14 protein-coding genes and 1 riboswitch are annotated in these 16926 nt (G+C 67.2%); of the genes, 4 read left to right on the top strand and 10 right to left on the bottom strand.

Annotation, left to right across the window (positions count from 1 at the left end; genetic code table 11):
- Positions 1-5 precede the first annotated feature (5 nt).
- Entirely contained in the window at positions 6-2711 is a 2706-nt protein-coding gene (ppc, locus tag BMY69_RS04035) for a phosphoenolpyruvate carboxylase (RefSeq protein WP_090175444.1), read from the bottom strand.
- Between the two features lie 95 nt (positions 2712-2806).
- A riboswitch (S-adenosyl-L-homocysteine riboswitch) is annotated at positions 2807-2888 on the top strand.
- A gap of 18 nt (positions 2889-2906) precedes the next feature.
- On the opposite strand from ppc, the gene ahcY reads away from it, so the two are divergent.
- The 4 genes from ahcY (at position 2907) to BMY69_RS04015 (ending at position 6958) form a co-directional block, all read left to right on the top strand.
- On the top strand, positions 2907-4340 hold the full coding sequence (gene ahcY / locus BMY69_RS04030; protein ID WP_090175442.1) for an adenosylhomocysteinase: 1434 nt from the start codon (positions 2907-2909) through the stop codon (positions 4338-4340).
- Between the two features lie 202 nt (positions 4341-4542).
- Complete coding sequence (gene metF / locus BMY69_RS04025; RefSeq protein ID WP_090175440.1) at positions 4543-5373, top strand: methylenetetrahydrofolate reductase [NAD(P)H]; 831 nt, start codon at positions 4543-4545, stop codon at positions 5371-5373.
- Between the two features lie 75 nt (positions 5374-5448).
- Positions 5449-5943 (top strand): DUF4124 domain-containing protein, encoded by a 495-nt coding sequence (locus BMY69_RS04020; RefSeq protein ID WP_090175438.1) that lies wholly within the window; start codon positions 5449-5451, stop codon positions 5941-5943.
- Positions 5944-6040: 97 nt separating this feature from the next.
- The gene (locus BMY69_RS04015) at positions 6041-6958 is read left to right on the top strand and encodes a branched-chain amino acid transaminase (RefSeq protein ID WP_090175436.1); all 918 of its coding nucleotides are present in this window, start codon (positions 6041-6043) and stop codon (positions 6956-6958) included.
- Between the two features lie 109 nt (positions 6959-7067).
- On the opposite strand, the gene BMY69_RS04010 is transcribed toward BMY69_RS04015, so the two are convergent.
- From BMY69_RS04010 to BMY69_RS03970, 9 genes are all read right to left on the bottom strand, one after another.
- Positions 7068-7943 carry a hypothetical protein gene (locus BMY69_RS04010; protein ID WP_139206104.1) on the bottom strand — a complete coding sequence of 292 codons (876 nt, stop codon included), beginning with the start codon at positions 7941-7943 and terminating at the stop codon, positions 7068-7070.
- 12 nt (positions 7944-7955) lie between these two features.
- Positions 7956-9461: an esterase-like activity of phytase family protein gene (locus tag BMY69_RS04005; RefSeq protein ID WP_090175434.1), complete on the bottom strand. Its 1506-nt coding sequence runs from the start codon at positions 9459-9461 to the stop codon at positions 7956-7958.
- Complete coding sequence (locus tag BMY69_RS04000; RefSeq protein ID WP_090175613.1) at positions 9461-11761, bottom strand: TonB-dependent receptor; 2301 nt, start codon at positions 11759-11761, stop codon at positions 9461-9463. The genes BMY69_RS04005 and BMY69_RS04000 overlap by 1 nt, the downstream gene beginning before the upstream one ends.
- Before the next feature lie 273 nt (positions 11762-12034).
- Positions 12035-12940, bottom strand: coding sequence for a hypothetical protein (locus BMY69_RS19230; RefSeq protein ID WP_143070378.1), 906 nt, complete (start codon positions 12938-12940; stop codon positions 12035-12037).
- A gap of 19 nt (positions 12941-12959) precedes the next feature.
- The gene (locus tag BMY69_RS03990; RefSeq protein WP_090175426.1) at positions 12960-13163 is read right to left on the bottom strand and encodes a hypothetical protein; all 204 of its coding nucleotides are present in this window, start codon (positions 13161-13163) and stop codon (positions 12960-12962) included.
- 183 nt (positions 13164-13346) lie between these two features.
- The gene (locus BMY69_RS03985) at positions 13347-14630 is read right to left on the bottom strand and encodes a sensor histidine kinase (RefSeq protein WP_090175424.1); all 1284 of its coding nucleotides are present in this window, start codon (positions 14628-14630) and stop codon (positions 13347-13349) included.
- Entirely contained in the window at positions 14614-15300 is a 687-nt protein-coding gene (locus BMY69_RS03980) for a response regulator transcription factor (RefSeq protein WP_072322110.1), read from the bottom strand. The genes BMY69_RS03985 and BMY69_RS03980 overlap by 17 nt, the downstream gene beginning before the upstream one ends.
- A 213-nt stretch (positions 15301-15513) precedes the next feature.
- Positions 15514-16449, bottom strand: a complete 936-nt coding sequence (rimK, locus tag BMY69_RS03975; protein WP_090056416.1) for a 30S ribosomal protein S6--L-glutamate ligase — start codon at positions 16447-16449, stop codon at positions 15514-15516.
- Positions 16446-16895: an ATP-dependent zinc protease family protein gene (locus BMY69_RS03970; protein ID WP_090175422.1), complete on the bottom strand. Its 450-nt coding sequence runs from the start codon at positions 16893-16895 to the stop codon at positions 16446-16448. The genes rimK and BMY69_RS03970 overlap by 4 nt, the downstream gene beginning before the upstream one ends.
- Positions 16896-16926: the final 31 nt, after the last annotated feature.

Here is a 16926-nt window from a genome sequence, read left to right as displayed (position 1 = left end):
AGGCCTCAGCCCGTATTCTGAAGCCCCTGTGAGACGCCGTTCACACAGGCGACCAACGCCTTGAGCAGGGCCTCGTCCTTGCCGCCCGTGGCGCGCCAGCGCCGGAGCAGGTCGACCTGAAGCAGGCTCATCGGGTCGACGTACGGGTTGCGCAGGCGGATGGAGGTCGCCAGCCGGGGGTCGCCGGCCAGCAGTTCGTCGGCCCCCTTCAGCTTCAGCACCCAGCGCACGGTGCCCTCGAATTCCGCGCGGACCATCGGGAAGAAGCGCTCGTGGAGCGGCCCGGCCAGCACCGAGAACGCCTCGGCGATGTCGATGTCGGCCTTGGCGAGCACCATCTCGACGTCGTCGAGCATCGTGGAGAAGAACGGCCAGTCCCGCGCCATCTTCACCAGGGTGTCCTCGCCGCAGTCCTTGGCGACCGCGTCCAGGGCCGAGCCCAGCCCGTACCATCCGGTGAGTACCGCACGGCACTGCGTCCACGAGAACACCCAGGGGATGGCGCGCAGGTCCTCGACGCCCTTCATGCTGCGCCGGCGCGCGGGACGCGAGCCGAGGGTCATCCGCTCGATCACGTCGATCGGCGTGGCGCCGCGGAAGTAGTCGACGAAACCCTCGGTGTCCACGAAGGCACGGTAGGCCTTGCGGCTCTCGTCCGACAGGCGCGCCATCGTGTCCTTCCAGCCGGCCTCGCGCGCTTCCGCGTCGCGCGGACGCAGCGAGGCGCGCATCACGGCGCCGAGCGTCTGCTCGAGATTGCGCACCGCGAGCGCGCGGATGCCGTACTTGCGATGGATCACCTCGCCCTGCTCGGTCACGCGCAGCGTGCCGGCGACGGAGCCGCGCGGGGAGGCCATCAGCGCGGGCGTGATGCGCGAGCCGCCGCGGCTCGCCGAGCCGCCGCGCCCGTGGAAGAACGCGACGCGGATGCCCGCCTTCGCCGCCACCTCGAGCAGTTCCACCTGCGCGCGCTGCAGGCTCCACTTCGAGGCGACGGTACCGCCGTCCTTGCCGCTGTCGGAGTAGCCGAGCATCACCCACTGGCGATCGCCACGCGCTTTCAGGTGCGCGCGGTAGACGGGATCGTCGAGCAACGCCTGCAGGGTCTGCGCGCCGCCGCTGAGGTCGTCGATCGTCTCGAACAGCGGGGCCACGTCGAGCGGCACGCGGCCGTCTTCGAGCAGGCCGCCGCGGCGCGCGAGCGCGAGCACCGCGAGCACGTCGGCGGCGGTCTCCGCCATGCTGATGATGTAGAGGCCGGTCGCCTCGTGCCCGTAGCGCTTGCGCGAGTCGGCCAGCGTGGCGAACACGTCGCGGAGCATCCCCGCCGCCTCGTGTCCCTCGCCCGCCACGAAGCTGCGCTCGCCCGCCGCGAAGGGCCGCAGCGCCTTCACGCGCGCCGCCGTGTCGAGGTTCTGCCAGTCGGCGTCGTCGAGCAGTGCCGCGAGCGCCTCGTCGTGCACGCGGGCATCCTGGCGCACGTCGAGGCGCGCGAGGTGGAAACCGAACGTGCGGGCGCGCCAGAGCAGGCGACCGACGGCGTAGGCACCCGCGTGCCGGCCGCTGTGGTTGACCAGGCTCTTTTCGATCAGCGCGATGTCGTCGATGAATTCGGCGGCGGTGGCGTAGCCCTCCTCGCCTTCGTCGAGCGTGGCCGCGAGGCGCGCGGCGACGAACGTGAGGAACGCGCGGTACGGCATGTCGCCATGGCGCGGCCGGATGCGCGCGGCCGCTTCGGGGAGGCGCTCGCGGTAGTCCTCGATGCGGCGCTGCAGCCGGTCGTCGAGCGTCACGCGGTCCTGCGTCTGGCTGAGCAGGCGACCGAGCGCGACGACGTCCTCGACGTAGCGCTCCAGCACCAGCGTGCGCTGCGCGGCGAGCGTGGCCGAGATGGTTTCCGCGTTGACGTTCGGATTGCCGTCCATGTCGCCGCCCACCCAGGTGGCGAAGCGAAGGAGTCGCGGAACGACGACGTCCTCGCCATAGGTATCGGCGATCGCCTGCTGCATCGATTCGTAGAGGGCGGGCAGCACGCGGTAGATCGGACGGGAGATGTAGAAACCGACGTGGTCGAACTCGTCCTGCACGCTCGGCCGCACCGGCGACGCCTCGGCGGTCTGCCATCCGGCGGACAGCGCCATGAGGATGCGGGCGTCGTCGTCGCGGAGCTCCTGCGGCGTGCGCGTCGGGTCGAACTCGTCGACCAGCGCGCGCACGATCTCCTGTTCCTTCTCCAGCAGCGAGCGGCGCACCGCCTCGGTCGGATGGGCGGTGAACACGGGTTCGACGTCCAGGCGGTCGAGCAGGCGCGATAGCTCCTCCTTCGTGACGCCGTCCTTCTTCAGCAGGGCGAGCACGGCGGCGAGCGATTCGGGCTGGGGTGCCCCGCCCTCGCGCTGGTAGTCGCGACGGCGGCGGATGCGGTGCACGCGCTCGGCCGTGTTCACCGCCTGGAAATACGTGGCGAAGGCGCGGGCCAGCGATTCGGCGTCGGCGGCGTCCAGCCCGGTCAGCGAGTCCGCCAGGGCATCCACGGCGGCGCCGCTGCGCCGGCGGTGGATGGCGGCGGTCCGGACGTGCTCCACCCGCTCGAAGAACGACTGGCCGCCCTGCTCCGCGAGCATCTGGCCGACCAGGGCGCCGAGGCGGCGTACGTCCTCGCGCAGGGGACCGTCGTGGGGCAGGAACTCGGGATCGCGTGCGGCTTCCATCGGTGTCTCACGTGGCATCGAAACCCCGAGAGTACCGAAAAAGATGTGTTCATCCCTGCATCCGGATTCCGCGATACAATCGCCGGACCGTTTTGCCCGCCGAGGGGCGCTGCGACCGTGGGTTCGACCCATAGGCCAGGCTCGGCGCGGCGTCCCACCAAACGGCGCCCCCGTGAATCTCCGGAGCTACGCCAGATGAACGCCGTCACCAAAGACACCGCCTTCCAGGATTACAAGGTCCGCGACATGTCGCTGGCCGACCTCGGCCGCCGCCGCATCCGCATGGCGGAAGAGGAAATGCCGGGCCTGATGCAGATCCGCGCCCGCTACGCCGGCGAGAAGCCGCTCAAGGGCGTCCGCCTCTCGGGCTCGCTGCACGTCACCAAGGAAACCGCCGTGCTCGCCGAGACGCTGCGCGAGCTGGGCGCCTCGGTCCGCTGGGCTTCCTGCAACATCTTCTCGACGCAGGACGACGTCGCCGCCGCGCTCGCCGCGGGCGAACTGCCGGTCTTCGCGTGGAAGGGCGAGACGCTCGAAGAGTACTGGGAGTGCACGCTCGACATGCTCACCCATCCGGGCGAGCTCGGCCCGCAGCTGATCGTCGACGACGGTGGCGACGCCACCCTCTTCATCCACAAGGGTGTCGAACTCGAGGACGGCAGCGACTGGGTCAACACCCCGAGCGGCAATCACGAAGAGCAGGTCATCAAGGACCTCGTCAAGAAGACCGCCGCCGCGCGTCCGGGCTGGTTCAAGAAGATCGCCGCCGAGTGGAAGGGCGTGTCGGAAGAGACCACCACCGGCGTGCATCGCCTGTACCAGCTCGCCGAGGCCGGCAAGCTGCTCGTGCCCGCGATCAACGTCAACGACTCGGTCACCAAGAGCAAGTTCGACAACCTCTACGGTTGCCGTGAGTCGCTCGCCGACGGCATCAAGCGCGCGACCGATCTCATGATCGCCGGCAAGACCGCCGTCGTCTGCGGCTACGGCGACGTGGGCAAGGGCTGCGCGCATTCGCTCAAGGGCTTCGGCGCCCGCGTGATCGTGACCGAGATCGATCCGATCAACGCCCTGCAGGCCGCGATGGAAGGCTTCCAGGTCACCACCGTCGAAGACACCCTCGGCATCGGCGACATCTATGTCACCACCACGGGCAACAAGGACATCATCACGCTGGAACACATGGCGAAGATGAAGAACAACGCCCTGGTCTGCAACATCGGCCACTTCGACAACGAGATCCAGATCGACCGCCTGAACAACGCGAAGGACGTCAGCCGCGAGACGATCAAGCCGCAGGTCGACCGCTACACCTTCGGCGCCACGGGCAACAGCATCTACATGCTGGCGGAAGGCCGCCTGGTGAACCTCGGCTGCGCCCACGGCCACCCGAGCTTCGTCATGTCGAACAGCTTCTCGAACCAGACGCTGGCGCAGATCGATCTGTGGAAGAACAAGGACGCCTACGAGAAGACGGTCTACCGCCTCCCGAAGAAGCTCGACGAGGAAGTCGCCCGCCTGCACCTCGAGCAGATCGGCGTTAAGCTGACGGTGCTGACGCAGGACCAGGCCGACTACATCGGCGTGCCGGTGGAAGGCCCGTACAAGGCCGACCACTACCGCTACTGATCGAGGGGATTTCCCCGGATCGACAAGGGCGCCCTCGGGGCGCCCTTTTTTTTGCCGCATGTTTTTGAGGCCAGGAGCCACAGGGCCTGATGCGCTTCGCGAAACGCTGTCGCGCGCAGGGCGCGCTCCTACGGAGACGGTTAGCCATCTTTCCATCTGGATGGAAAGATATATACTTCGACCATCCCTCCGAGGTCGCGCCATGCCCGCCATCAGCTTCGAGTTCTTCCCGCCCAAGACCGACGAGCAGCGCCAGCAGCTCGACAGCGCCGTGGGGCGCCTCAAGGGCCATGCTCCCGACTATGTCTCGGTGACCTTCGGCGCCGGTGGCTCGACGCTCAGCTACACGGACGAAACGGTGCGCCGGCTGCGCTCGGAACACGCGCTTTCCGTCGCGCCGCATCTCTCGTGCATGGGCGGCACCCGCGCGGAGATCGGCGCCCTGCTCGATACGTACAAGGCGTCTGGCTGCCGGCGCATCGTCGCGCTGCGCGGCGACCTGCCCTCCGGCATGGCCACCCCCGGCGATTTCCGCTACGCCGCGGAACTCGTCGCCTTCATCCGCCAGCACAGCGGCGATCATTTCCACATCGAGGTCGCGGCCTACCCGGAAATGCACCCGCAGGCCGAGAACGCCCTCGCCGACCTGCGCCACTTCAAGGCCAAGGTGGATGCCGGCGCCGATGGCGCGATCACGCAGTATTTCTTCAACGCGGATGCCTATTTCCGCTTCGTCGACGACGTGACGAAGCTCGGCGTGAACATCCCCATCGTGCCGGGCATCATGCCCATCGCGAACTTCAGCCAGCTGCGCCGCTTCTCCGATCAGTGCGGCGCCGAGATCCCGCGCTGGATCGTCAAGCGCATGCAGGCCCACGGCGACGACGCGGGGGCGGTGCGCGAACTGGGGGCCGATGTCGTGGCCGAACTGTGCCAGCGGCTGCTCGACGGCGGGGCGCCCGGCCTGCACTTCTACACGATCAACCGCGCGCGGGCGACGACGTCGGTCCTGGAGCGCCTCGCCGCGCGTTGAGAACGTGCGCGCCGTCACCCTCCGCGCATGCGCGGAACGGGATGATGGCGCACCGTTCGCCACCGCGCCGCCCCCGTGATCCGCGCCATCGCCCTGCTGCTCCTGCTCTGCCTCGCCCTGCCCGCCGCCGCGCAAACGGCGATCCATCGATGCGTCGGCCAGGACGGGCGGCCGGTGTTCAGCGACCAGCCGTGCAGCGCGGTGGGCGCGGCGTCCCTCCTGCCCACGCCCTCGTCCGCCGCGAGCACGCCGGGCGTCCCGACCGCGGGCCTCCTCTGCGCCAAGGACATCGGCGAGCTGCGCGAGGGCATGGCCCAGGCGTTCGCCGCCCGCAGCGCCAACCGCATCGGCGGCCTGGTGCTCTGGGACGGCTACGGCAGCGCGGGCACCGTCGAGAACCTGCGCGCCATGGAGTCGCTGGTGAGGCAATCGCTCGTGGCCCTGGAAGGCGGCGAGGACTCCGGCATCGACGCCGTGACGGCCCCTCCCGGCGCGCAAGGCCCCACCCGCCGCGCGCATTTCGCGGTGGTCCGCGATGCCGGCTGCCTCTGGCTGCGCCCTCCGGGCTGAGCGCTCGTCGCAGCCATGCGCCGCCGCACTGACGCGACGCGCCATGTGGCTCGCGGGCGTACCCGGTATCATGGGCGGTCCCCTACGGAGCGTACCCATGTCGCAGAACTACCCCGAATGGATCTGGCAGAACGGGCAGATCAAGCCCTGGCGCGATGCCACCGTCCACGTGATGGCGCACGCGCTGCATTACGGCTCGTCGGTGTTCGAAGGCATCCGCAGCTATGAAACGCCGGACGGCGCGGCCATCTTCCGCCTGACCGACCACCTCAAGCGCCTGTATCTCTCGGCGAAGATCTACGACATCGAGATCCCCTACTCGATGGACGAACTGGCGGAAGCCTGCCGCGAGGTGATCCGCAGGAACGAGCTCAAGGCCGCCTACCTGCGCCCGGTCGCGTTCCGCGGTCTCGGCGGGTTCGGCCTCTCGGCCGACTGTCCCACCGACGTCGCCGTAGCCACCTGGCCCATGGGCCCGTACCTCGGACCCGAGGCGCTGCAGAACGGCATCGACGCCTGCGTGTCGAGCTGGCAGCGCTTCGCTCCGAACACGATCCCGGCGGGCGCGAAGGCCGGCGGCAATTACCTCTCCGGCCAGCTGATCGCGCGCGAAGCGCGCCGCCTCGGCTTCGGCGAAGGCATCGCGCTCGCGAACACGGGCCTCCTCAGCGAAGGCGCGGGCGAGAACCTGTTCCTCGTGTTCGACGGCGCGCTGCACACGACGCCGGCCAGCGCCTCGATCCTCACGGGCATCACGCGCCACACGCTGATGACGCTCGCCCGCGAGGAAGGCATCGACGTGATCGAACGCGACCTCCCGCGCGAATACCTCTACCTCGCCGACGAGATCCTGATGTGCGGCACGGCGGCGGAAGTCACGCCGATCCGTTCGGTGGACGGCAAGAAGATCGGCAGCGGCCAGGCCGGTCCGATCACCCGCCGCCTGCAGGAACTGTTCTTCGGCCTGTTCAACGGCAAGACCGCCGACCGCTGGGGCTGGCTCGAACCGCTGTAACCGCAGGCAGCACGTGGGAGCGGCCCTGGCCGCGACGCCGTTGCGAAAGAGGGGCAGGAACTGTCGCTCTTCGCGAAAAGCCGTCGCGGCCAGGTCCGCTCCAACGACCTTAGTTGCAGAACCCGTTCGGGTACGACGACGAGCGATAGGCGTACAGCCAGCTCGTCTTGCCGCCGTCGTTGGCGATGTTCCAGCCGTTGCCGATCGAGCCGATCGCGGTGTTCAGCGTCTGCGAGCGCGTGAGCACCGGCGTCGTGAAGTAGTCGTCGGCGTCGGCGTCGACGCGGAACGACAGCTCCGCCACCGACGGCGTCGACGCGTTGTTGATGTACCACAACGTCAGGGTGAACTCGGCGACCGACTGACCGATATCCGCCTCGGGACCGTCGTATTCCTGCTGCGTGACGGTCACGCCGGCCACCGGCGAGAGCGTGGCGGTCGAGATGTCCGATAGGGCCGACGCGCCGGGAAACTGCTTGATCAGCGCCGACACCGTCGTCGGCGTCGTGGTCGCATCCTGCTTGGTCGAGTGCGCGAGCACGAGGCTGCCCGGCGTCACGTCGGTCTCGAGCTTGGTGGACTTGTTCTTGCCGGCACCCGACACGTCGGTCCAGTACGAGAGCTCCTCGTCGGGATGACGGAACTTGAACTGGATGTCCGAATGATCGCCCGCACGGGTACGCACCGTGTAACCGCGGCCGTAGAGCGAGCAGCTGTGCGCGGTGTCGTAGTAAGCCAGCGTGTCGCGATCGCCCGCGCTGAAATTGCCCGAGATCGTCTTGTCGAACTTCAGCGCCGTCAGGCGCGTCGACACGTCCTTGAGCAGCTGCGCCGCGGCGGTCGACGGATTGGACGCGAAACGCGACGCGTCGAGGAGCACCTTGTACTCCTTGCTGTCGACATAGGCCGGAGTGTTCGCGTGGCTGGTGGCCGCGCCGAGAAGCAGGGTGGCGGACAGCAGGGAGAGAACCGTACGTTTCATCATGCGCATGACCCTTCAGTGGTGGTGGGAGGCGGCGGTGGAACGCATGCCCGGCAAGGTGAGCCGGTACACGAGGATGCGGTTGTCGTTGTCGATGGCCGAGTCGCAGCGCTGGCCATCCATGACGCAGTGCTTCGCGACGAAGTCGTTGTCGTTGCCGACGATGAGGAACCCGTCGTCCGGACGCGCGGGATCGAGCGTGGACACGAGGTCCATCGCTTCCCACTTCTCGGACAGAAGCGCCTTGCCCGGTGACGCGGCGTCGATCGCGAGCCCGAAGCGCGCGAGGTCCGTGGGATCGAGCAGATCGACCAGCGGCGTGGAGCTGGCGGGACGGATGTCCGGACGCAGCTCGCCACCGGCGACGCGCACCGACGTCGTCGCCGTCTCGTACGCGGTGCCGGCGAGGTTCGTCGCGCCCGAGGTATCGACAAGCAGCACGCTCTTGAACACGATCGGACGATCGCCGTCGGCACCCCACCCCGCCCCGTCGCGAGCCAGCATCAGGAAGCGATGGTCGTCGAGCACCCGGATCTCGCTTTGCGCGGCGGTCCGGTTCGGCGTGCCGCCGGCGCCCTTGTCGTCGTACACCGGGAGGCGGACGACATAGTGCGCCACCGGCCGCGACGGCACGGCGTTCCGGCTCGTGTCGTAGACGAGCACGCGCGTCAGCGCGCGCCCCGATGCATCGCCCGGAGCGCTGTCCTGCACGAGCGCGCTCTGCAGCACGACGAACAGACGCGTGCCGTCGGGCGACATCGCCATGCCTTCGACGCCCTGGTTGTTGCGACGACCCGAGGCGGGCGGACGCAACGACGTGAAGTCGGGCTTCCCGCTCGCATCGAGCGGCTGGACGGCGCGAGGCGGAACGATCACGCCGTCGAGCCGGCCGTCGGCATCGAAGCGGTACACGTTGGCGGCGTACTCGTCGCCGACATAGAAGCCGCCGTCGCGCGTGAACTGCAGCGATTCCGCGTCGAGCGACACCTTGCCGGCGCCGGTGCCACTGGCCGGCGCGGGAAGAAGGACGCCATGTTCGCGGAGGGTACCGCCTCGCGGCTCGGCACCGGTGAACGGATTCCCGTTGAAATCGCGCAACACCCTGCCACCATCCGGCACGAGGTCGAAACGCCCCTTGCCGTCGCCCGCGAGCGACAGGCGTACGCGGAAACGATGCATGCGTCCGCGGTAATCGAAGAAGACGTCGTGCTCGGGATCGTTGCGGCCGCGATCGGGAAGCGTCCAGAGCACGCCGGTATAGGTGTCGCCCTCACGCTTCCACGTGCCCGGCTCGATGCTCAGCGACGAGAACGAGCCCAGCGTGTCGCCGAGGAAATCCACCGTGCCGGCCGGCAGCGAGCCCGAGGCGACGAGACCGCGATCCACGTAGACCGTGCCGCCCGCCTCGACGGACCGCGGCAGCGGCGTCGAGGCGATATCCGGCCGGCGGACCTCGATGGCCTGCGCAGAGGCGCTGCCGATCACGACGATGGCGGCGAGCCCGGCAAGGACGCGCCGCATCAGAAGCGCACGTCCAGCGTGGCGAAGTACTGGCGCGGTGCCGACGCATGGAACACGTAGATCGTACCGGTCGGGTCCGTTGGCGCGAACACGCTGGAGTCGAGATTGCTCGCGTAGCGCTTGTCGCCGAGGTTGGTGACGTTGAGCGAAAGGCGGACGCTCTTCGCGAACGAGATCGCGCCGAAGTCGTAGCCACCCGAGAGATCCCACACGGTGAAACCACCGAAACCCCGGTCGTTGGTGTACGTGTAGAAACGCTCGCCGGTGTACTTGCCGCGCAGCGACGCGAACCACGCGCCCTGGGTCCAGTCGATCTGCGTCGCGAAGAGCTTCTTCGGCGTGTCCGTCTGGATCTTGCCCTTCGTAGGCTGGACGACGCCGGCCTGCGTGTAGTCGCTCGCATAGGTCGAGCGGTTGAGCGAGGCGGAGTTGTACCAGCGCAGGTGATCCGTCGGCGTCCAGACGAACGTCAGCTCCACGCCGTGGCTGTCCACGCCGCCGACGTTGTAGAAGCGGTTGCCGCAACGCGGACCGACCGGCTGGCGGGAGTCGCACGGGTTGTACTGGAGGAGGCGGTTGTCGAAACGCACCTTGTACGCCGCGAGCGACGCCGCCACCGGGCCGCTCTCGATGCGATAGCCCGCTTCGAGGCTGCGCGACTTCTCGGGCTTCAGGTCGCCCTGCGCGTTCCAGATCGCCTGGCTCACGGCCTGCGGACCGAGCTTGAAGCCACCCTGGAACATGGCGATGTTCTTGGCGAAGCTCGCGAACACTTCCTGGCCTTCGGCGAGCTTGTAGCGCGCGCCGAACTGCGGAAGAAGCGCCTTGCTCGCGCTGAGCTTGCCGCTGGCGAACTGGTTGTTCGACGTGGGGCTGATCGGGGTCAGTGCCACGCCGGGCAGCGCGGTCGCCTGAGACGTGACGTGGGGACTCTTCACGCCGACGTCGACGGTGAGCGCGTCGTCGAGGAAGCGGATCGTGTCCTGCAGGAACGCCTGGCGGGTGTTCCATACGGTGCGCTGGTCGAACACGCCGATGTTCGGCGTCTCGTCGATACGGCCGCTGAGGTCGCGCGGACCGGTCACGTAGCTGCTGTAGCGCGACGCGCTGGAGACGTTGTGCTCGTACCAGACGCCGCCTTCGATGTGCTGGTTGGCGAAGTCCCACGCGGCCGACAGGATCGCACCCGAGCGGTTGATCGTGTACAGCGTGTTGCGGAAGATGATGGGCAGCTGGCGCGCGGTGCCCGGGTACGAATACGTGCCGCTGTTCCAGTTATGGCCCTCGCCCGCGTCCTCGTGGTGGTAGACCTGGGCGTGGATGGTGACCGCGTCGCTGGGAAAGAAATCGCCGGCGAGGTAGTAGAGATCGTCGTCGCGGAGGATCTGGCCCGCGGTGAACGCGCCGTCCGCATCGGTGTCCGGACCGCTGCGATCGCACAGGCGCGCATTGAACGTGCCGCTGTTGCAGTATGCCTTGCCAACCGCCCGCTGCCAGTTGGGCGCGTAGCCGCCCCAGTCCCAGCCGAGGCCGCGCGCGAGCTCGCTCTTCGACAGATAGAAGTAGTCCGCCTGCGTGGTGCGCGAGGTGTCCGCGAAGCCGGTCAGGCGCGCCCAGTCGAAGTCCCAGACGGCCTTGCCGTTGAACTGCTTCGTGGTGGACTGGTTGTAGGCGCTCTGGTGATTGAACAGATCCGACTCGGTGCGCGCGCCGGACAGGTACAGCGAGAAGCCGTTGTATTCGCCGCTGTCGAAGCGCGCGTACGTACGGCGGTTATGGTCGCTGCCGAACGTCTGCGCGACACGGCCGCCCATCGTCTTCGACGGATCGTTCGACGTGTACGCGATGGTGCCGCCGAGGTTGCTGGTGGACGGCGTGCCGAGGTTGCCGATGCCTTCCGAGAGCTCCGCGCCGCCAAAGTTCTCGGAGATGAGCGCGCGGCTGATCGAGAGGCCGTTGTAGTTGTTGTACGCGCTGTCGCCGAGCGGCATGCCGTCGAGCGTGTAGCCGAGACGCGTGCCACTGAAGCCGCGCAGGCTCAGGGTCAACGACTGCTCGTTCGTGCCCAGGGCATCGACCGACTGCGCGTTCACGCCCGGCAGCGTGTTGAGCACCTTCTGCAGGCTCGTGCCGGGCGGCAGCACCTTCTGCTCCGCGGGACGCAGGCGCTGCACCTGGCGGGTTTCGCCGGTGCCGATCACGGAGACCGCGTCGAGCTCCTGCGCCTTGTCCCGCTTGGCCATCGAGGCGTCGGCGGTGGTATCGGTGTCCGTCGCGAACGCGCCGGAAGCGAAGGCCATGCCGAGAGCGGCGGCCAGGATGGTGGGCTTGAACAAGAGCGACGTCCCTTCTCACGCTGGCGCGCTGCGGCGTCGCTCCCCTGAGCCTGCCCGACACGCGCCGTGAAGCGGTGCATGGTCGGACGTCCAAATGAAATCCTGATGACAGCCGGTATGACGGTTCGCCGTCGCTGGCCAAAATCGATCGCGGCCACCTCAGGCGGCGGGGAGGAGGGCGACGCCGAGCGCCCGGTGCTCTATTCAGGGATCTATACATCCGTCCCGTTCACTGACCTACATGACGCTCCAGTCAGGAGTCTCGTGGGCATTATTCTGCACACCACCGGGTTCGTTATCATCCGGCGGACTGAACGCAACGAATGCGTCATCGTCGTATAGATTCACTGTCTCAACGTCGTCGATACATAGTGCCTTCAGGAACTTGCCGAGATCGAGCGCGTCTCCGCCCGCCGCCGCGTTGACAATGTAGTCATAGGTTTCTTCGTAATCGGTAGTCGGGATCACCGCCAAAGTGTCCTTGTCCCGATAGCCACTCCAAGCTGGAAGCAGCGTAATAAACGTCTTGACTTCAGCGCGCATAGGAAGCGCGAACTCAATAAAACCCACGTAGACCTTACGATTCTTCATGCAGATCATCACGGGCTGAGGCGAGACATGCTCACTTTCGACCAAGTAAGCAGATGGCACTCGTACGAATGGAAACCGTGACAGTAGCCCCTGAATTCTATGCCATCCAATAAGACCTAGCGCGAGATGTCGCCAAGGATGGCGCCTTACCGCGTGGCTCGGCTTGACCGGATAGGCGCTCCTAAAGAGAACCTCCTCGAGCTTGTTGAATTGGCCAGCCGCGTACAGCCAGAGCGGTGCTCGCGACTTCGTCCACGCCTTGTTAAACCAATGCCGAAGGACGAAGCCAAGGATGAACGCCAGTACCGCAGTACCGATACCAGGAAAGGGCACGACGCTATGGAGTTTAGCCCAGCATGCCTGGCCAAACTTGGTGAGGGCGAGCAGGAAGGCGATTGTCCTTGCTATGACAAGCAGTACCGCACCCGCTACAGCGGACAAGAACACCATGTGTTCTTTCGGATGGCGCGAAGCCCAGTAACACGTCAGATAGGTATGATTTACAAATATGTATCCGCCGAGGAGCGGAAGGATCAGCTGGTTGAATGGCACGCGTCCTTGCCTCGCCGCACTACTTCTTTGCCTTAGACACAGGAGTCTTGGCCTTCGAGCCAAATGCCGACTTCGTTAATTCTCTGAACCGGCGTCGGCCGTCTTCCGTGCGCAGAAAGCTCTCCACATCTACGGACATGCCAGACCCGTCGAATCTCGCATACGAGTTCTTTGTGGCCGCGAAGTAACCGCTGCGTTTGGTGTCCTTCTTGATCGCCGCCATGACGGCACTCCTTGATGCAGGAACAAATACACAGATGACTTGAGCGCAGAGAGCGCTCAGGGCGAAATGGTACTACCAGCCCAAGCCCCATGCTGTCAGACAAGCCCTCACCCACTGCCAGCGCCCGATGGAAGGATGCAGGCAATGAAGAAAAGTCAATCAATACAGACAATTAATTGCAGATTAGCGGAAATCGATCGTCGAGATGGCACCGGCCATCTCGGGGCGGGGGCGCAGGGAGACGTCCCAGCCGTACAGCTCGCACAGACGACGGACGATCGCGAGGCCGAGGCCGGCACCGCCGCCCGTGGCGCTTTCGCCGCGGATGCCGCGCTGGAACAGCTTCTCGGCGTCCTCCGGCTTGATGCCCGGTCCGGTGTCGATGACGTCGATGCGGCCGTCCATGACGCGCACGGTCACCATGCCTTCCATCGTGTACTTGATCGCGTTGCCGATCAGGTTCGTCAGCGCCACGGAGAGCACCGACGCGGGCGCGTTGACCGTGACCGAGCCATCGGCGATGAGTTCGATCTCGATCGGCTTGCCGCCCATCTGCGGCCGCTGGCTCTCGATCACGTCCGTGGCCACCTTCGCCACGTCCGTGGTCTCACCGCGCGTCGGGCCGCGGCGCTCGGCGCGCGAAAGCAGCAGCAGCGCCTCGATCAGCTCGGTCGCCTGCCGCGACGCGCGCTCGATGCGCTTCAGGCGCTCGCGCAGCTTGTCCGTGAGGTCGGGCGAACCCTGCAGGAGCTCGGTCGTGCTCGCGATGACCGCGAGCGGCGTGCGCAGCTCGTGGCTCACGTCGGAATTGAATTCGCGGTCGCGTTCGACCACCGACGTCAGGCGCATCGCGTACTCGTCGAGCGCCACCGCCAGCTCGCCGACCTCGTCGTCGGCGAAATGCGGCGCGAGCGCCTCGGCCTTGCCGACGCGGCGGAAATCGCGCAGGCGCTTCGCCAGATCGGTGACGGGACGCAGCACGCGCGACGACAGCCAGACACCGATCACCAGCGAGAGCAGGCCGAAGAGGAACACCGCCGCGATGACGCTGGTGAGGAGCTGGCGCTTGCCGAGTTCGTCGCGCGACACGTCGAACTGCAGGAAGCTGATGATGCCGCCCTCGCGCCGCACCGCCACCTTGTAGTGATGGCTCTTGCCGTCGCTACCGGTCTCGTGCAGGTCGTGCACGCCCGTCTCCAGCGACTGCCAGTTGAGCGGCGCCTTGTAGATCGTGCGATCGCTGAACGTCGCGCCCTTGACGATCTCGAAAGGCGGCCGCTCGTTCGGGTTCGCGCGCACCTTCGCGTTGAGCGAATCGACCTCGTCCTGCAGCGCGGAGTTGATCAGCTGTTCCTCGACGCGCTCGCGGATGTTGAGCGCCGCGTACGCGAAGAGCGCGCTCAGCCCGAAGCCGAACAGCGTGAACGTGACGATCAGGCGGAAACGGAGCTTACGTCTGGACCGCATCCGGATCGACCATGCGATATCCGATACCGTGACGCGTGTGGATCAGCGGTTTCTCGAAGGGTTTGTCGATGGCCGCGCGCAGGCCGTGGATATGGACGCGCAGCGAGTCGGAATCCGGAAGCTCCTCTCCCCAGACCCGTTGCTCGAGGTCCTGGCGCGTGACGACCGACGGGCTGGCCTCCATCAGCGCCTGCAGGAGCTTCAGGCCGATGGGGTTCAGCTGGATCGACTTGCCCTCGCGGGTGACGGTGAGGGTGTCGAGGTTATAGGTGAGTCCGCCGACCTTCAGCACACGGCTCTGCGGGCCCTTGCCGCGACGCGCCAGCACTTCCAGGCGCGCGGCCAGTTCCTGCAGGGCGAACGGCTTGGTCATGTAATCGTCGGCGCCGGACTCGAAACCCGTGAGCTTGTGCTCCAGGGAGTCGCGGGCCGTGAGCATCAGCACGGGGGTCTGCTTGTGGGCCTCGTGGCGGAGCTTCTTCGCGACGTCGAGGCCATCCATGCCCGGCAGGGTGAGGTCCAGGACGATCACGTCGAAGTCATGGACGACGGCCAGGTGCAGCCCGGTGACGCCATCGCCGGCGAAATCGACGACGTGGCCGCGATCCTCGAGGTAATCCCCGATGTTGGTCGCGATGTCGGTGTTGTCTTCGATGACCAGAACGCGCATGCGGGGCACTCCGATTGTGCGGTCGCTTTGAGTCTTATGAGTATTGCGACTGCAAGCTTAACGGGGAATGCGTGAAGCGGACAGCACCGGGCGGGGCGGCGCCTAAAAGAGAGGCCCGGGCGAGGAACCCCGCCCGGGCCGAAAGAACTACTGCCCCGATACCGTCACCCCGCGTCGCGGAATCACAGTGGCACCTTTATAGGGGACCGCCCTTTAAATCGCCGTTAACCCCTTCACGGCCCGGGCACGGCGGGGCTTCGGCACGACCGGCCGGTCGGCCAGGCGCGCCTCGCAATGGGCGACGATGGCGCCGGCCACGTCCACGCCGGTGCTGCCCTCGATGCCTTCGAGGCCCGGGGAGGCGTTCACTTCCAGCAGCAAGGGCCCGCGCGACGACCTGAGCAGGTCCACGCCGGCGACCTCCAGCCCGAGCGCCGAGGCGGCCCGGATGGCGACGCTGCGCTCCTCGTCGGTGAGCTCGACCGCGGCCGCGGTGCCGCCACGATGGATGTTGGCGCGAAACTCGCCCGGGGCCGAGGAGCGCTGCATCGACGCGACCACCTGGTCGCCGACGACGAAGCAGCGCAGGTCCTGGCCGTTGGCTTCCTTGATGAACTCCTGGACGAGGAAGTTCGCGTAGAGGCCGCGGAAGGCCTCGATGACGCTCTTGGACGCCGAGCGCTTCTCGGCGAGCACGACGCCGGTGCCCTGCGTGCCCTCGTTGAGCTTGATGACGTGCGGCGGCTCGCCGAGCATCGCGAGCAGGTCGGAGGTGTCGTCGGGGTTGTCGCCGAACGCGGTCACGGGCATGTCGATCCCCTGCACCGCCAGGATCTGCAGGCAGCGCAGCTTGTCCCGCGCGCGCAGCACGGCGTCGGACGGATTCGGCGTGAAGACGCCCATCAGTTCCAGCTGGCGCAGCACGGCCGTGCCGTAGAACGTGCTCGACGCGCCGATGCGCGGAATCACGCAGTCGACGGGGCCCAGCGGCTTGCCCTTGAAGTGGATGGCGAACGACGCCGGCGCGATGCTCATGTAGCAACGCAGCGGGTCGATCACCCGGACGGTGTGCTTGCGCCGGCGCGCGGCCTCGACGAGGCGCTGGGTGGAATAGAGCCGCGCGTTGCGCGACAGGATGGCGATCTTCATGAAGGGTCCCGGACGGCCCGGCGCGGCGTCTGCGAGTAGGAAAGCGAAGGGTCGACCAGGAAGCGCCCGTCGAGCGCCGTCCGGCCAAGCAGGAGGGGAAACAACATGTGCCGCCGATCGGTCAGGTTCACTTCCGCGAGGAAACGGCGGCCGGCGAGTTCGACCTCGGCCTCGATGAACCAGCGCACCGACTTGTGCCCACCGGAGTCCGTCACCGTCCTGCGGCCGGTCGCCCTCGCCTCGCACGGCGCGGAAAGGCCACCGCGGCGCGTCGTGCGCACCTGGAAACGCAGCCAGGTGCCCGACGCGCGCTCGTCCACTTCCAGCCATTCGACATGAAGCGCCGACGAGCGCGCGCCCGTGTCGAGCTTCGCCTTGAGGACGGAGACGCCGAGCGACGGAAGTGCGAGCCGTTCGCGCCAGCCGAGGGTGATGACATCAGTCATGGGTCTGGAGCGACGGTGTGGGGGGACGACG

It is taken from the genome of Luteibacter sp. UNC138MFCol5.1 (genome assembly GCF_900110505.1).
Lineage (GTDB): Bacteria > Pseudomonadota > Gammaproteobacteria > Xanthomonadales > Rhodanobacteraceae > Luteibacter.
The sequence above is the reverse complement of the archived record's forward strand: the minus strand, read 5'-3'. Positions and strand labels throughout refer to the sequence as shown.

Bases quoted from the DNA above. Each gene is read 5' to 3' on its own strand.
- ppc (WP_090175444.1), bottom strand. From the start codon at position 2,711: ATGGAAGCCGCACGCGATCCCGAGTTCCTGCCCCACGACGGTCCCCTG.
- ahcY (WP_090175442.1), top strand. From the start codon at position 2,907: ATGAACGCCGTCACCAAAGACACCGCCTTCCAGGATTACAAGGTCCGC.
- metF (WP_090175440.1), top strand. From the start codon at position 4,543: ATGCCCGCCATCAGCTTCGAGTTCTTCCCGCCCAAGACCGACGAGCAG.
- BMY69_RS04015 (WP_090175436.1), top strand. From the start codon at position 6,041: ATGTCGCAGAACTACCCCGAATGGATCTGGCAGAACGGGCAGATCAAG.
- BMY69_RS04010 (WP_139206104.1), bottom strand. From the start codon at position 7,943: ATGATGAAACGTACGGTTCTCTCCCTGCTGTCCGCCACCCTGCTTCTC.
- BMY69_RS04005 (WP_090175434.1), bottom strand. From the start codon at position 9,461: ATGCGGCGCGTCCTTGCCGGGCTCGCCGCCATCGTCGTGATCGGCAGC.
- BMY69_RS04000 (WP_090175613.1), bottom strand. From the start codon at position 11,761: ATGGCCTTCGCTTCCGGCGCGTTCGCGACGGACACCGATACCACCGCC.
- BMY69_RS03990 (WP_090175426.1), bottom strand. From the start codon at position 13,163: ATGGCGGCGATCAAGAAGGACACCAAACGCAGCGGTTACTTCGCGGCC.
- BMY69_RS03985 (WP_090175424.1), bottom strand. From the start codon at position 14,630: ATGCGGTCCAGACGTAAGCTCCGTTTCCGCCTGATCGTCACGTTCACG.
- BMY69_RS03980 (WP_072322110.1), bottom strand. From the start codon at position 15,300: ATGCGCGTTCTGGTCATCGAAGACAACACCGACATCGCGACCAACATC.
- rimK (WP_090056416.1), bottom strand. From the start codon at position 16,449: ATGAAGATCGCCATCCTGTCGCGCAACGCGCGGCTCTATTCCACCCAG.
- BMY69_RS03970 (WP_090175422.1), bottom strand. From the start codon at position 16,895: ATGACTGATGTCATCACCCTCGGCTGGCGCGAACGGCTCGCACTTCCG.